Source organism: Pseudomonas sp. P1.8 (genome assembly GCF_001269805.1).
Classification (GTDB): Bacteria; Pseudomonadota; Gammaproteobacteria; order Pseudomonadales; family Pseudomonadaceae; genus Aquipseudomonas.
This window is the reverse complement of sequence record NZ_LHVM01000013.1, coordinates 783,396-798,761: the sequence shown is the minus strand read 5'-3', so window position 1 is coordinate 798,761 and position 15,366 is coordinate 783,396. Positions and strand designations below refer to the sequence as shown.

Below are 15,366 nucleotides of genomic sequence, written 5' to 3'. Positions count from 1 at the left end.
TTGATCAGTCGCGATGCCATCACCTGTTATGACCACCGGGCGATGAGCGGGTTCGTGGTCATAATCGGATACAGAGCAATTACTCGTTTCGACGCAACGTTTGGCTGCGCATTACGATCAATAATTTGTGAGTTTCGGTCATTGAGTGGCGGCGGTGTGACTCTTAGTCTGTCGAACATGAAGATGGGGGCCGTAGAGCTCCCGCATTTTTCCGTGATCGCTGGATGTGGAGTTACCGATGACCGCCGCTCATTACCCGAATCTGCTGGCTCCGCTGGACCTGGGTTTTACCACGTTGCGCAACCGCACCCTGATGGGCTCGATGCACACCGGCCTCGAAGAGAAACCGGGTGGCTTCGAGCGCATGGCCGCGTACTTCGCCGAGCGTGCCCGTGGCGGTGTCGGTCTGATGGTGACGGGCGGTATCGGCCCGAACGAAGAGGGTGGCGTGTATTCCGGCGCAGCCAAGCTGACCACCGAAGAGGAAGCGCTCAAGCACCGCATCGTCACCCGCGCCGTGCATGACGCGGGCGGCAAGATCTGTATGCAGATCCTCCATGCCGGGCGTTATGCCTACAGCCCGAAACAGGTGGCGCCTAGCGCGATCCAGGCACCGATCAACCCGTTCAAGCCAAAAGAGCTGGACGAAGAAGGTATCGAGAAGCAGATCAGCGATTTCGTCACCTGTTCGGTACTGGCGCAAACCGCCGAGTACGACGGCGTGGAGATCATGGGCTCCGAAGGTTATTTCATTAACCAGTTCCTCGCCGCGCACACCAACCACCGCACCGACCGCTGGGGTGGCAGCTACGAAAACCGCATGCGCCTGCCGCTGGAAATCGTGCGTCGCGTACGTGAGGCGGTAGGTCCGAATTTCATCATCATTTTCCGTCTGTCGATGCTCGACCTGGTCGAAGGTGGCAGCACCTGGGAAGAAATCGTCGTGTTGGCCAAGGCCATCGAGAAGGCCGGTGCGACCATCATCAACACCGGTATCGGTTGGCACGAAGCGCGGATTCCGACCATCGCCACCAAAGTTCCACGTGCGGCGTTCAGCAAGGTCACTGCCAAGCTGCGTGGCTCGGTCAATATTCCGCTGATCACCACCAACCGTATCAACACGCCAGAAGTGGCCGAACAGATTCTCGCCGAGGGTGATGCCGACATGGTCTCCATGGCGCGGCCGTTCCTTGCCGACCCGGATTTCGTCAACAAGGCCGCTGAAGGTCGCGCCGATGAAATCAACACCTGCATCGGTTGCAATCAAGCCTGCCTCGATCACACTTTCGGCGGCAAGCTGACCAGTTGCCTGGTCAACCCGCGTGCCTGCCATGAAACCGAACTCAACTATCTGCCGGTGCAGCAGCTGAAGAAAATCGCCGTGGTCGGTGCCGGCCCTGCCGGTTTGTCCGCCGCGACCGTGGCCGCCGAGCGTGGTCACCAGGTGACGCTGTTCGACTCGGCCAGCGAAATCGGTGGTCAGTTCAACATCGCCAAGCGTGTGCCGGGCAAGGAAGAGTTCTACGAAACCATTCGCTACTTCAACCGCAAGTTGCAGACCACCAACGTCGAGCTGTGCCTGAACACCCGTGTCGACGTGGCGCAACTGGTCGAGGGCGGTTACGACGAAATCATTCTGGCCACTGGTATCGCGCCGCGTTTGCCAGCGATTCCAGGCGTGGAAAACGCCAAGGTGCTCAGCTACCTGGACGTGATCCTGGAGCGCAAGCCCGTGGGTAAACGTGTCGCGGTGATTGGCGCCGGTGGTATCGGTTTCGACGTTTCGGAATTTCTGGTTCATGAAGGTGTAGCAACCAGTCAGGATCGTGCCGCGTTCTGGAAGGAGTGGGGCATCGATACGCACCTGGAAGCTCGCGGCGGCGTTGCCGGCATCAAGGCGGCGCCCCACGCGCCAGCCCGTGAAGTGTTCCTGCTGCAACGCAAGAAATCCAAGGTGGGTGATGGCCTGGGTAAAACCACCGGCTGGATTCACCGCACCGGTCTGAAGAACAAGCAGGTGCAGATGCTCAACAGCGTTGAGTACCTGAAGATCGACGACGAAGGCCTGCACATCCGTGTTGGTGAAACCGGCGAGCCGCAAGTGTTGCCGGTGGACAACATCGTGATCTGCGCCGGACAGGACCCGCTGCGCGAATTGCATGATGGTCTGGTGGCAGCGGGGCAGAATGTGCACCTGATCGGCGGTGCGGATGTCGCAGCGGAGCTGGATGCGAAGCGGGCGATCAACCAGGGTTCACGGTTGGCGGCCGAGCTGTAACACACATTCAGATCACCCACCAAGGTGCTGCTAAGATGCCGGATCTTTCCAAAGATCCGGCATCATGCTTTCTTCTCAAGACAACATTCTTCCTCACGCTCCGCTCGAACGCCTGCACCTCGATTGGCTGGCTCACGCCGGCATCGAAGTCGCGATTCTGCGTCTGGATCAGATCGATCCGCTAATCAGTGGCAACAAGTGGTTCAAGCTGATCGAACACCTCAGGGCCGCGCAGCGAGCAGGTGCCGAGGGCATCATCAGCCTCGGTGGCGCCCATTCCAATCATCTTCATGCGCTGGCGGCGGCGGGCAAACGATTCGGTTTTTCCACCGTAGGGCTGTTGCGCGGCCATCCACAGCAAACCCCTACGGTGGGGGATTTGCAGGCATTTGGCATGCAGTTGCACTGGTTGGGTTATGGCGGATATCGGGCCCGGCATGAACCGGGTTTCTGGCAGCCGTGGCAAACCCGATATCCAACGTTGCATGCGGTGCCTGAAGGGGGCGGTGGTTTGCCCGGTGCCCGGGGTTGCATGCAGTTGAAGGGAACGGTTTGCACGCAATTGGAAGGTTTGGGCTGGAGCGCCTACGACGGCTGGTGGCTGGCCTGCGGCACCGGTACCACTCTGGCGGGTCTGGTGTTGTCGGAGGCGGGCAAGCATCCGGTTTACGGTGCGCTGGCGGTGCCCGACGACCATGGGGTGGCGCAACAGGTCGAGTCGATCGTGCAGCAAGCGGGCTTGATCGATCGTGAATATGAGCTGATTGATGCCAGTCGCGGCGGCTTTGCCAAGGTCGATCCCCTGTTGCTCGATTTCATCGCACAGACCGAGCAGGCCAGCGGCATTCCACTGGAGCCGTTGTACACCGGCAAGGCATTGATGGCGTTGAAGCAGCGAGTCGAAACGGGAATGTTGGCTAGGGGCATGCGGCTGATTTTCGTCCACACTGGCGGCTTGCAGGGGCGTCGCGGGTTTGATTCACCGATCTGAAGGGCATCGCCAATCAGTGTGGGAGATTCTATGTTTGGGGGGAACTCCCAAGCATAGAATTTGGCGTGTATTCACTTTGGTTTTTCATCAGCGCGAACATCACTCTGGCGAGCTTGCGTGCCAGGATAACCAAGGCTTGAGTACCTTTTAGGCCTCTGGCCAGGTAGCTCTGGTAGTACGGTTTCCAGACCGGCGAGCGGCTGGCGGCCATGGCACTGTTGTGAAACAGGCGCCGAAACTCAGAGTCCCCTCGCTTGGATAGCCGACGCCTTTGATCCTTTTGTCCTGACTGCCTCACCCGCGGATCCATGCCGAGGAAGGCGACGTACTCGTCGCTGTTTGCAAACTCCCCACGCAAAAACGCCGTGGCCGCTGCGGTGGCCGTCAGCAGCCCGACACCCTCGACGGCCTGGCAGCGCTTCACCTGATCCTGCATCCCGGCGTCCTCGGCAATCTCCTTGAGTGTTTTCTGAATCGTTTTTTCGAACTGGGCAATGGCGACCAGAAGCTGGTTGAACTGCTCTTTGAGCAGGGGCTCGTTTTTCCAGCTCTGCTTGAGTGCGACACAGCCCCGGACCAGTTGGGCCCGGCGACGAAGCAGGCTTTTGAGCTGCGTGTAAGCCTTCGGTGGCGGGTTCCAGATCCTCAGCCTGTCGGACTCCCGGCACAAGTAACGCGCCAGCAGTTCGGCATCCAGGGCGTCTGTTTTCGCCCTCATGCCTATGCCGTCGCGGTATTTGTTGAGGCGACTGCCATCGATGACGTAAACGTCATGGCCCATTTCATGGGCCATTTCCGTTGTATCAAGGTGATAGATATTGGTCGCCTCAAGCGCGATGGCGCTGTTCATTGGCAGCGTCTTGAGCCATTGCTTCAGGCTTGTTCGCTTGTTCGCGACCTTGAGGGGTTTTTGCAGGTCGGATCGATAGACAACGATCTCGTCCTTCGCCACATCCACACCAACGACCACCTGCGAATCAAGGATTGTCATGGCCCACCCTCCGAGCTAGGGTTTAAAGACTTGTCGGGGTTCACCGTTGCGCTGGCTTGTTTCTATCGTCGGTCCGAGCCGATGCATTCCTTATCGGCGCATTAGGTGAAGGGGTAGGACGAAGTCTCCCACGGTCTGTACTGGTCAGAGTCAGATGACGAGCTTTAGTCCCACCCACCCCTTCAAGTCTAAACATACAAGCGAGCCTGCTCGCGATGGGCGTTAACGATAACGCGTGCGTTCTGGATAAACGCGGCGTTCTTGAGTCCATCGCGAGCAGGCTCGCTCCTACATTGTTACGTGCGTTGCCCGTTGGAATTTACCAGTCGGTCACACTTGCGCCACGGCATTGCCAGGGATGGCCGCGGTGTTTTTACGCACGGCGCGATACAGCAGGCTGGAGACCATGAAACCGATCACCGCCAGCACGCTCATCAAGCCAAACACATAGTTATAGCCTTGCTGGCCAGGGAAGTGATCCAGGATCGAACCGTAGATCACGTAGGCAAACATGCCGGGTGCGTAACCGATCAGGCAGCCAATGCCGAACGCAGAACCGGTGATGTGCTGGGGAATTCCCACTTCGCTCATCGGCGCCCAGAACACGCCGCGCATGGTGAACACGATCAGCGCGAAGGAGAGGGTGGCAGCCATGCCGACGTAGATGAATTGTTCACCCTTGGGGATCAACAGGATCAGGGCCATGAGCGGCAGCAGGGCCAGAAACGCCCACTTCAGGTAGCGCGAGGGGCTCTTGAAATGCTTGTCCGCCAGGAATCCACCCGCCGGGCCACCCAGAATTTTCAGGAAGTACTGGTTGATGATGCCGTAGGCGCCGACCAGCGCGACTGGAAGCTCGTAGATGTCCTTCAGATAAGGAATGAAGTAGGTCAGACCGCAGTACACGATGTAGACCATGAATACGTTGAGGCTGACCAGCCAGATGCCGGGCACCCGAATGGCTTCGAACAGGCCGGACCTGCCGGACTCGCGCTTTGCCACGGGCGCGGGTTTGCTGTCACGCAACAGGAACCAGGTGAGAATGCCCGCGAGGATGTCGACGATGGAGTAGAAGACAATCGCCGATTTCAACCCCGCTTCGCCAGAACCCATGGCCACGAAGACGCCGAGGGCAGAGAAGGCGACCAGCGTATCGACGACACCGCGACCCCCCTCCAGAAAACCGAACATGCGCCCTTGTTCTTTGTCGTCGCCAAGATTGCGCACGGCCTTGAGCAGCGAGGGCCAATAGATGCAGTCGGCGCAGACTGCCAGCAGGCAGAACACGATCAGCAGTTTGTTGAAACCGGGAAAGGTCGCCAGGTACAGCCCCAGACCACCGGTGCCGATCAGCCCTAAAGGAATCAGTTTGCGCGTGTCAAAACGGTCGGCGAGATAACCGCCGACCACGAACAGCGCCGTGGCGATAATGGCGTTGGCGCTCAGCAATGTACCGATTTCGGTATGGCTCAGGCCCATGTACTCCTGGATGGGCACGTAGAACGCGTCTTTCAGGTTCGCGAGTTTGTAGATGGTGCCCCCACCCAGGATGAGGATGAGGAAACGCAGCCATTTGGCTTTTGCCTGTGCGGTCATTTTTTTGTTCTCCACAGTATTCAAGGGGCGTTCTGGCGAGCTTCGTCAGCGATCAGGCAGGAAGCGGCGTGTCAGCCAGGGTCAGTTCGGCCAGCACTTTCAGCTCACCGAGCAGGCCGCGAACGTATCGAATCTGGTTATTCGCCCAGACGTGCTCATCGGCCATCATTCGTTCTGCCGAGTAGCCGGGCGGTAGCGCCGTTTCACTCATTTCCCGGTAGTCGATGAAGGGGTCGGCGGCTTCGTCCGTCTGGCGGAAAGCGGGGGCGATGTAGTGGTTCTCCTGCTCCAGAATGAAGGCCACTACCTGAGGCGTCTTGTCGCCGAGCATCAACAGTTCGAACAACATGCGCGCGCTGGGCAGGTGATCTTCGACGCTGCCTTGCAGTACACCGTAGTGGCCGAAGCCATTGTGTTCAGGGACGACTCGCACGCCTTTCATGTGGACCTGGCGGATATGCGGTGCCAGCGCTTGCAGGGCTGGAAGCGGTTGTTCGCAGGCATTGATCATGTTGCCGAAGTCGAACAGGGCATGCAGGCGTGGATGCTCGAGGCGGTTGAGCAACTGGGCGATTTCGTGGCTCTTGAGCTCTTCGTGCTGCTCGAAGTCGAAGAACAGATCGTGTTCGTCTGCTTGCTGCGCCAGGTAGCGAAGGTCGGTCTCGATCAGGTCCATCACTCGCGAGAGGTGACCTTCATAACGCGAATAGACGCGGATGTTGCGGGTGCCTATGGCCTTGGCGATGGCGATGACCTGGTCCACGTCTTCCTGGCGTGTGCTGCTGATTTCCAGGTGCACATCCAGGCCCAGGGCCGAAGCCTTGCAGGAGAAGTCCTGAAGTTGCTGCAGACTCATGTTGCTCAGGCTGTTGGCCTCGCCATCGAGCAAATGCAGGCTCAAGCCTTGCAATTCATGGCGATAGGCGAAATCCAGAAGTTCACCGGGTGTCACGCCGCCATGGGTGAGGTTGGTCAGCAAAGGGTAGGCATGGGCGAACAGGCGCATGCGTTGCATGCGGTCGATGAGTTTGCCGGCAAGTTGTGGGGTCAGCAGCGGTGGCGGGTGGTTGCCGTGGGTGTTGTGGCTCAATAGAGCGTTGAAGCGTGCTTGGATACAGTTCATTGGAATTATTCCTGGTACAGGCACCGGTTCGGTCGGTGACGTCTTTATCGCACCAGGGTGGATCTACCCCTATATCCACTAATTTTTAATTTTCAGGACCACTTTCACGCCAGTGGGTCCACTTGTCAGAAGCGCTTTGCGCAATGGCCCGTTGAAAAAAGATTGCAATCAAAGTGTGTAGCCCATTTTGATCAAGGCCTGAGCCAGCGCCTCGACTTTGTCCCTGGCCTGTTCAACCGGCGTTCCGGCGAAGCCGATGAGCAAACCGGGTGGCAGATAGCGTTGCAGGCAGTAGTCGCTCAGGGCATAGGTATGAATCTGGTGGTGGGCCAGTTCCTTGGCAATGGCATCGTCATCCAGTTCGGGAGCCAGCCAGCCGATCAGGTGCATGCCGGCGTTGACCGGCTTGATCTCCATGAAATTCCCCAGGCGTTGCTGCAGTTCGTTCAGCAGGCAGTCCTGACGCGCCTTGTAGAGCGCACGCATGCGCCGGATGTGACCGAGGAAATGGCCTTCTCGAATGAAGTCCGCCGTGACCGCCTGGAGTAGCGTGGAAGGGCTGCGGTCCATGACCGCGCGCATGGCGCAGAACGGTTCGACCAGTGCCGGCGGGAGCACCACATAGCCAAGCCGCAGCGATGGGTAGAGCACCTTGCTGAACGTACCGACGTAGATCACCCGCGCCCATTGATCCATGGCGTAGAGCGCCGGCAGCGGGCGTCCGCCATAGTGGAACTCGCTGTCGCAGTCGTCTTCGATGATCCATCGTTGCCCGCGGCCGGCCCACTCGATCAACTCCTGGCGTCGCGCATAACTCATGGTCGTGCCGAGCGGGTGCTGACGCGAAGGCGTGGTAAACGCCAGCCGGGCTTCGGGGCACTCACGCAGACCTTGTTGAACGTCGATGCCCTGCTCGTCGATGCGCAAGGGCACCACCCGGCAACCTTGGGCCTGTAGCGCGATGCGTGCGGCGATATGGCCGGGATCTTCCATCCAGATACTGTCTTGAGGGTCGAGCAGCAACATGCCAAGCAGGTTGAAGGCTTGCTGGGCGCCAGAGACGATCACCACTTGCCCGGCCTCACAATCGATTCCGCGGGCGTCATAGACATATTCGGCAATGGCCTCCCGCAGCCGCTGCAGGCCTTTCACTTCGCCGTAACCGAGTATCGCTTTGGTCGGCTGTCCCAGGTGCCGGTTCATCAAGCGCTTCCAGACATGCAATGGAAAGGCATCGAATGCCGCGTGGCTGGGCAGGAAAGAAGTGGGACAGCTGGGTTCCCACGCTGCGTAGGAAATCCCGCTGAAATGGTCGCTGCGTAGCGACAGCACGGACTGGCTCAGGTTCGACAGGCGAGGGGGCTTGCGCTGTTCGTCGGCTGCGGCGTCACGACTTTCCCACTCGGCGCAGACATAAGTGCCTGCGCCTTTGCGAGAAACCAGGAAGCCTTCAGCGATCAGTTGGTCGAAGGCATTGAGAATTGTGATTCGCGACAACTCCTGCTCTTTGCACAAGGTCCGCGTCGAGGGCAGGCGGGTGCCTCCGGGCAGTCGACCGGCAAGGATCTGTTGGCGGATTTGCAGGTAGAGCTGGCGATAAAGAGGTGTTGAACTGGCACGATCCAGCGCGATACCTGTCAGGAGCATACCGCCGGGGGATTTCATCTGTTCTGCCTCGGTTGTTTTTCTTGTACGTCACCGCGCCATTATGTTGTAGCGCCTCAAGAAGGAAAACCTGTCGGTTTCCAGGGCGATCTCTGATGGGCGATGGAGGTAATGGCGGCGTACTTTTCTCGAGGCATAAAAAAACGGCCTACCTTTCGGTAAGCCGTTTTTAGTACTTGGTGGCTACACAGGGACTTGAACCCCGGACCCCAGCATTATGAATGCTATGCTCTAACCAACTGAGCTATGTAGCCAAGTGGCGCGCATTATTCACCGGTAACGGGGATGCGTCAAGCATAAATCTAAAATATTTCTCCACACTTTCAACCGCTTATCCTCTTGAGCCGAAAAAACGGCTCTGGGGAGGGCATCAATTGGGCTGAAATCTGCCGGTATTGGTACTCACAACGCACTTCAAGGTCGTTAGCAGGCTAAGGGGATGGCGCTGCCGCACTGAAAAATGGCACATTGGCAACCTGCCCGTTTGCACCTCTCTGTTGTTTGGAAACTCCAATGGCTATCAGCAATGCCCAGACCGGTTCAATGCCGGCGTCCGCTTCTCCTCAAAGCAGCCCTTTGGTCATGCGCATCATCGGCGCCGTTGCGCTGGCGCATCTGATCAATGACCTGATTCAGTCGGTGTTGCCTTCGATCTATCCGATGCTCAAGGCCAACTACGGCCTGACGTTTACCCAGGTCGGGCTGATCACCCTGACGTTCCAGTTGACGGCTTCTCTGTTGCAGCCCTGGGTCGGTTACCACACGGACCGCCATCCCAAGCCGTGGCTACTGCCGGCCGGGACTGTGTGCACCTTGATCGGGATCGTCATGATGTCGATGGTAGGCAGCTTCCCGATGATCCTGCTCGCGGCAGGGTTGATCGGCATCGGCTCGTCGACTTTTCACCCGGAAGCGTCCCGTGTGGCGCGACTGGCTTCGGGCGGGCGCTTCGGTCTGGCGCAATCGACATTTCAGGTCGGCGGTAACGCCGGATCGGCCTTCGGCCCTTTGCTGGCAGCGGCGATCATCATTCCTTACGGTCAGGGCCATGTGGCGTGGTTTGGTTTGTTCGCGGTGTTTGCGCTGTTCGTGCTGTATTGGATCAGCCGCTGGTACGCCAACCACTTGAACCTGTTCAAGCTCAAACAGGGGCAGGCGGCGACTCACGGACTGTCCAAGGGACGGGTAACCAGTGCACTGGTGGTGCTTGGGTTACTGGTGTTTTCCAAGTACTTCTACATGTCCAGCCTCACCAGCTACTTCACCTTCTACCTGATCGAAAAGTTCGACCTGTCGGTGGCCAGTTCGCAGTTGCACCTGTTCCTGTTTCTCGGCGCGGTGGCGGCGGGGACCTTCTTCGGTGGGCCGATCGGCGACAGGATCGGGCGTAAGGCGGTGATCTGGTTCTCGATCCTCGGCGTTGCGCCATTCACGTTGTTGTTGCCCCATGTCGATCTGTTCTGGACCAGCGTCCTCAGCGTGGTCATCGGCTTCATCCTCGCCTCGGCGTTCTCGGCGATTGTTGTGTACGCCCAGGAACTGGTGCCGGGCAATGTCGGGATGATTGCCGGGATATTCTTCGGTCTGATGTTTGGTTTTGGCGGGATTGGCGCGGCGTTGCTGGGGCATCTGGCGGATATTCACGGCATCGAGTACGTGTATTTCCTGTGTTCGTTCCTGCCGTTGCTGGGCGTGCTGGCGATTTTCCTGCCTAGAACAAAAAAAGCCTGAATCACCCTGTAGGAGCCGGCTTGCTGGCGATAGCTGCGCTGCGGTCTACCTGACACCGCGTTATCGTTCTTCGCCAGCAAGCCGGCTCATACAGGAATTCCAGGCAAGAAAAGCCGCGTATCAAGCGCGGCTTTTTCTTGGGCGTGTTGCTGGCACGTTAAGTAGGAAGTCTTGATCGCCGAAGGATAATTTCGACCTTCTCTCGTTAGCGGTGACACCGACGCAAATCTATCGGCTCAGAATCCAGGCGTGAACGCGGTGCCCTTGAACGACTTATTGGCTTCTGCGTAATCCGTTGTTCGGCTGCGCAATCGGATGAGTGTGTGGCGGTACGGCTCGATAGGATCGAGGCTCTAATGTTCGCCGGGCAGAAGCTCAACATGAAAATAGCCATTGTGGGGATCGGCGCCATGGGTGGGTTGTTTGCTGCCCGTTTAGCCTTGAAGGTCAGCACGGTGTACCTGATTGAGAAATCGCCATCAATCATTGACGCCGTTCGAGCGCATGGTCTTCGGTTGCACGATGGAAAAGGGCTGCATGTGGTCCATCCGGCAATTGGCTTGGCGGCCGATTTTTCCGAGCCTGTAGACATGCTGTTGATGTTCACGAAAGGTTTTCATACGCGTGACGCTATCGAATCCTGTCGACATCTGGTGGGGCCCTCCACCAGCGTCGTCTCATTGCAGAATGGATTGGGAAATGCCGAGATCCTCTCAAGTGTGGTGGCGTCTCAGCAAATCGTCATTGGGGTTACCAATCATCCGGCGGATCTCATGGCGCCCGGGGAGATACATAGCTGTGGTGAAGGTGAGATTCGGCTATGGAGTTGGCGAAATGGTGGGGATGAGCGAGCGAAAGCCATTGCACAGCTGTTGAGTGCAGCCGGTTTAACCTGTATCGCCGATCCTGAAACGGCGATGAGGGTCTGGGAAAAGGTCGCGTTCAATACGGCCTTGAATTCGATCTGCGCCGTTTCTCGTTTAGATGTGGGAGCTGTGGCTTGCAGTTCGCCCGGGATTCAGCTCGCTCTGAGCATTATCGAAGAGGTTGCGGTGGTGGCGACTGCATCCGGAAGCAGGTTCGACACGGTCAGAGTCGAAGCCGCGATTCGTTATGCGTTTGCTCATCAATCAGCGCACAAGCCTTCGATGCTTCAGGATATTGAGGCGCGAAGGGCTACCGAGGTGGACTTTATCAGTGGCGCAGTTATTGAAAGAGCGCAGAGTCTTAATGTGCAGATACCCGTGACTGTCGCGCTGGACTCATTGATTCGCCTGATAGAGCAGCAGCACTTGGTTGAGAAGGGGGATGTTGCTGGATACAAAAAAACCCATATTCACTGAGTGAACATGGGTTTTTTGTGTCCGTGAGCGTGCGCCGAAATCCGGCTCCGCGTTACACGTTGAAGCGGAAGTGCATCACGTCGCCGTCTTTGACGATGTAATCCTTGCCTTCCAGGCGCCATTTACCGGCTTCCTTGGTACCGGCTTCGCCCTTGTACTGGATGAAATCGTTGTAGGCGATTACTTCGGCGCGGATGAAACCTTTCTCGAAGTCGGTGTGGATCACGCCGGCAGCCTGAGGTGCGGTGGCACCGACTTTGACCGTCCAGGCGCGGACTTCTTCGACGCCGGCGGTGAAGTAGGTCTGCAGGTGCAGCATTTCGTAGCCGGCGCGGATCACGCGGTTCAGGCCAGGCTCTTCGAGGCCCAGTGCCTCGAGGAACATGTCTTTCTCTTCGCCGTCATCGAGTTCGGCGATTTCCGCTTCGATCTTGTTGCAAACCGGTACAACCACTGCGCCTTCTTCTTCGGCGATGGCGCGAACAACGTCCAGGTGCGGGTTGTTCTCGAAACCGTCTTCAGCGACGTTGGCGATGTACATGACCGGTTTGGTGGTCAGCAGGTGAAAGCCCTTGATCACCGCTTTCTCATCGGTGCCCATGTTCTTCATCAGGCTGCGCGCAGGCTTGCCTTCGGTGAAGTGAGCGATCAGTTGCTCCAGCAAGCCTTTCTGGACCACGGCGTCCTTGTCACCGCCTTTGGCGTTGCGCGCGACTTTCTGCAGTTGCTTCTCGCAGCTGTCGAGGTCGGCGAAGATCAGTTCCAGGTCGATGATTTCGATGTCGCGTTTCGGGTCGACGCTGTTGGAGACGTGAATCACGTTCTCATCTTCAAAGCAGCGGACCACGTGAGCGATGGCGTCGGTTTCACGGATGTTGGCCAAAAACTTGTTGCCCAGGCCTTCACCTTTCGAGGCGCCGGCAACCAGGCCCGCGATGTCGACGAATTCCATGGTGGTCGGCAGGATGCGCTTTGGATTGACGATGGCTGCCAGGGCTTCCAGGCGCGGGTCCGGCATCGGCACGATGCCGCTGTTCGGCTCGATGGTGCAGAAGGGGAAGTTCTCGGCCGCGATACCGGATTTGGTCAGGGCGTTGAACAGGGTGGACTTGCCGACGTTAGGCAGGCCGACGATGCCGCAATTGAATCCCATGGTGTTTCCCCTCGGATAAGAGTCAGGCCTTCTGGCTGTGCAGGTTTTTCATCGCGCGGTTCCATTCTCCGGCGAGGATATCCGGCAGCACGCCGAGGGCAAAGTCGATGCTGGCATCGAGTTTTTCCTGTTCGGCGCGTGGCGCACGACCCAGGACGAAATTTGAAACCATACTGGCAACGCCCGGGTGGCCAATGCCAAGCCGCAGACGGTAGAACGTATTCTGATTGCCCAGTTGCGCAATGATGTCGCGCAACCCGTTGTGACCGCCATGGCCGCCGCCCTGCTTGAGCTTGGCAACACCGGGTGGCAAGTCGAGTTCGTCGTGCGCCACGAGGATTTCTTCAGGCTTGATGCGGAAGAAACCGGCGAGTGCCGCTACGGCCTGGCCGCTGCGGTTCATGTACGTGGTGGGAATCAGCAGACGAACATCCTGACCCTGGTGCGAATAGCGCCCGGTCAGGCCGAAATATTTGCGGTCCGCCACAAGGTTTACCCCTTGTGCGTTCGCGATGCGCTCAACAAAAAGGGCCCCTGCGTTATGCCGGGTCTGTTCGTATTCAGCGCCTGGATTACCCAGGCCAACGATCAGTTTTATGGCAGTCACGATAGGGGCCCTTCCTTGGAGTGGTGGATAACATCGCCGCAATCAGGGAAAGCGGCGAAAGTGGACGAAAATTGCTCATTTACCATAGATGTAAACTCCGCGTTCTCGCCCGCTTTCTCGCTATGCTCTAGTCCGCGATGTTTCCGGTCACTCCGGCGAACAGAGTGAAATTACTCTGCTGCGCCTTCTTCGGTAGCTTCTGGAGCAACACGTGGAGCGTGGACGTTGGCAACAGCCTTGTCATCGCCGTGTGCCAGAGCAACGAACTCAACGCCTTTAGGAGCTTTGAGGTCCGACAGGTGAATGATCGAACCGATTTCGGCGTTAGCCAGATCGACTTCGATGAACTCAGGCAGGTCTTTCGGCAGGCAGGAAACTTCGATTTCCGAAGTAACGTGCGAGATTTCGCCGCCTTTCTTGGTCGGTGCTTCTTCGTTGATGAAGTGCACTGGAACGATCGCGGTCAGTTTCTGGCCAGCGACTACGCGTACGAAGTCAGCGTGCATCACGTGGCCTTTGGCCGGGTGACGCTGCAGGGCTTTGATCACGACGTTCTGCTTGGTGCCACCAACGTTCAGCTCGATGATGTGGCTGTAAGCCGCTTCGTTTTCGAGCAGTTTGGCAACTTCTTTGGCCAGCATGCTGATGGATTCAGGGGCTTTTTCGCCACCGTAAACTACAGCTGGAACCAGGCTTGCGAGACGACGCAGGCGGCGGCTCGCACCTTTCCCCAGGTCGGAACGCACTTCAGCATTCAGAGTAAAATCGTTCATGTTGTATCTCCAAAATAACCACACTCGCCCCAGCGTTTGCGACCAGCGCTAAAGGCGATATGGGCAAAAAAGCCCCGCCCCGACAGGAATGCCGGAGCGGGGCGCTTTTCGTCAACGAGACATTTCGAGAAGGGCAGGGCCCTTAGCGGAACATCGCGCTGATCGATTCTTCATTGCTGATGCGGCGGACCGCCTCTGCAACTACCGGTGCGATATCCAGTTGGCGGATACGCGCACAGGCTTGTGCTGCAGCGGACAGCGGGATGGTGTTAGTCACCACCAGCTCGTCCAGCACGGAATTTTCAATGTTTTCGATCGCCCGACCGGACAGCACAGGGTGCGTACAGTAAGCGAAAACCTTGGCAGCGCCATGCTCTTTCAAGGCCTTGGCCGCGTGGCACAAAGTGCCGGCGGTATCGACCATGTCATCGACCAGAATACAGGTGCGCCCTTCGACATCACCGATGATATGCATCACTTCAGAGTGATTGGCTTTCTCACGGCGTTTGTCGATGATCCCGAGATCAACGCCCAGGGATTTGGCAACGGCACGTGCACGCACGACGCCACCAATGTCCGGGGACACGATCATCAGGTTTTCGAAGCGCTGATCTTCAATGTCATCCACCAGAACCGGGGAGCCGTAGATGTTATCTACCGGAATATCGAAGAAACCCTGGATTTGGTCAGCATGCAGATCAACCGTGAGAACACGGTCGATGCCGACTACGGTAAGCATGTCAGCCACGACTTTCGCGCTGATAGCCACACGTGCGGAACGCGGACGGCGATCCTGACGGGCATAACCAAAGTAAGGAATAACAGCAGTGATACGAGTAGCCGAGGAGCGGCGGAAGGCATCAGCCATCACTACCAGTTCCATCAGGTTATCGTTGGTCGGAGCGCAAGTCGGCTGAATAATGAAAACGTCTTTACCGCGAACGTTTTCATTGATCTCGGCTGTAATTTCGCCGTCGGAAAATTTACCGACAGAAATGTCACCGAGAGGGATATGCAGCTGACGTACGACACGCCGAGCCAGATCGGGGTTAGCGTTCCCCGTAAAGACCATCATCTTGGACACGCGCAGTACCTAGAGGCTGAGGGTAACCTGG

12 protein-coding genes and 1 tRNA gene are annotated in these 15,366 nt (G+C 57.8%); 4 read left to right on the top strand and 9 right to left on the bottom strand.

Features of this window, described 5'->3' with window-relative positions:
- The first annotated feature begins 238 nt into the window (after window positions 1-238).
- Window positions 239-2,278: an FAD-dependent oxidoreductase gene (locus tag AD668_RS14235; RefSeq protein WP_053159729.1), complete on the top strand. Its 2,040-nt coding sequence runs from the start codon at window positions 239-241 to the stop codon at window positions 2,276-2,278.
- 64 nt (window positions 2,279-2,342) lie between these two features.
- Window positions 2,343-3,269 carry a 1-aminocyclopropane-1-carboxylate deaminase/D-cysteine desulfhydrase gene (locus AD668_RS14230; protein WP_053159727.1) on the top strand — a complete coding sequence of 309 codons (927 nt, stop codon included), beginning with the start codon at window positions 2,343-2,345 and terminating at the stop codon, window positions 3,267-3,269.
- A gap of 28 nt (window positions 3,270-3,297) precedes the next feature.
- Here the strand turns inward: AD668_RS14230 and AD668_RS14225 are convergent, their stop codons facing one another.
- The 5 genes from AD668_RS14225 to AD668_RS14205 all read right to left on the bottom strand — a co-directional run bounded on the left by AD668_RS14225 (window position 3,298) and on the right by AD668_RS14205 (window position 8,898).
- Window positions 3,298-4,260 (bottom strand): IS110 family transposase, encoded by a 963-nt coding sequence (locus tag AD668_RS14225; protein WP_053159725.1) that lies wholly within the window; start codon window positions 4,258-4,260, stop codon window positions 3,298-3,300.
- Between the two features lie 330 nt (window positions 4,261-4,590).
- The gene (locus tag AD668_RS14220; protein ID WP_053159723.1) at window positions 4,591-5,856 is read right to left on the bottom strand and encodes an MFS transporter; all 1,266 of its coding nucleotides are present in this window, start codon (window positions 5,854-5,856) and stop codon (window positions 4,591-4,593) included.
- A 52-nt stretch (window positions 5,857-5,908) separates the two neighbouring features.
- Window positions 5,909-6,979 (bottom strand): sugar phosphate isomerase/epimerase, encoded by a 1,071-nt coding sequence (locus AD668_RS14215; protein ID WP_053159721.1) that lies wholly within the window; start codon window positions 6,977-6,979, stop codon window positions 5,909-5,911.
- Between the two features lie 168 nt (window positions 6,980-7,147).
- The gene (locus AD668_RS14210) at window positions 7,148-8,644 is read right to left on the bottom strand and encodes a PLP-dependent aminotransferase family protein (protein ID WP_053159719.1); all 1,497 of its coding nucleotides are present in this window, start codon (window positions 8,642-8,644) and stop codon (window positions 7,148-7,150) included.
- 177 nt (window positions 8,645-8,821) lie between these two features.
- Window positions 8,822-8,898: transfer RNA gene (locus tag AD668_RS14205), tRNA-Met, on the bottom strand.
- Between the two features lie 259 nt (window positions 8,899-9,157).
- On the opposite strand from AD668_RS14205, the gene AD668_RS14200 reads away from it, so the two are divergent.
- Window positions 9,158-10,375, top strand: a complete 1,218-nt coding sequence (locus tag AD668_RS14200) for an MFS transporter (protein WP_053159717.1) — start codon at window positions 9,158-9,160, stop codon at window positions 10,373-10,375.
- A gap of 356 nt (window positions 10,376-10,731) precedes the next feature.
- Window positions 10,732-11,718 carry a ketopantoate reductase family protein gene (locus AD668_RS14195; protein ID WP_256220654.1) on the top strand — a complete coding sequence of 329 codons (987 nt, stop codon included), beginning with the start codon at window positions 10,732-10,734 and terminating at the stop codon, window positions 11,716-11,718.
- 52 nt (window positions 11,719-11,770) lie between these two features.
- Here the strand turns inward: AD668_RS14195 and ychF are convergent, their stop codons facing one another.
- The 4 genes from ychF to AD668_RS14175 form a co-directional block, all read right to left on the bottom strand.
- Window positions 11,771-12,871, bottom strand: coding sequence for a redox-regulated ATPase YchF (ychF, locus tag AD668_RS14190; protein ID WP_053159715.1), 1,101 nt, complete (start codon window positions 12,869-12,871; stop codon window positions 11,771-11,773).
- Between the two features lie 22 nt (window positions 12,872-12,893).
- Window positions 12,894-13,478 (bottom strand): aminoacyl-tRNA hydrolase, encoded by a 585-nt coding sequence (gene pth / locus AD668_RS14185; RefSeq protein ID WP_008037207.1) that lies wholly within the window; start codon window positions 13,476-13,478, stop codon window positions 12,894-12,896.
- Window positions 13,479-13,648: 170 nt separating this feature from the next.
- Window positions 13,649-14,251 (bottom strand): 50S ribosomal protein L25/general stress protein Ctc, encoded by a 603-nt coding sequence (locus AD668_RS14180; protein ID WP_053159713.1) that lies wholly within the window; start codon window positions 14,249-14,251, stop codon window positions 13,649-13,651.
- 142 nt (window positions 14,252-14,393) lie between these two features.
- Window positions 14,394-15,335, bottom strand: a complete 942-nt coding sequence (locus AD668_RS14175) for a ribose-phosphate pyrophosphokinase (protein WP_003171603.1) — start codon at window positions 15,333-15,335, stop codon at window positions 14,394-14,396.
- Window positions 15,336-15,366 lie beyond the last annotated feature (31 nt).